Below are 236 nucleotides of genomic sequence, written 5' to 3'. Positions count from 1 at the left end.
CATAATTATGAGGTAACGAAACAACTTCCAGTCCCTTTACACATTATAAAAATTTTTGCGGCGGTTCCTTAATCACCATTAATCGGCTCATATGGCAAGATTTATGAACCGTTGCTTTTTTATGAAGCTCCGCACCTAAGTCTTCTTTACCTAATACTTCAACAAGAAACTCTGTGAATTCATAAGTTTTATTTGCAAGTTCAGTAGCTTTTTTATTCCACTCTGCTTCACTTTCA

Annotated in this window: 1 pseudogene; it reads right to left on the bottom strand. The window is 35.2% G+C overall.

The window, feature by feature from the left end:
- Positions 1–46: 46 nt before the first annotated feature.
- Positions 47–236: pseudogene (locus JDS96_RS31545) on the bottom strand (Fe-S oxidoreductase); the annotation flags it as partial.

Source organism: Bacillus cereus group sp. N21 (assembly GCF_016483395.1).
GTDB lineage: Bacteria > Bacillota > Bacilli > Bacillales > Bacillaceae_G > Bacillus_A > Bacillus_A pseudomycoides.
This window is presented reverse-complemented; position numbering and strand designations above follow the sequence as displayed.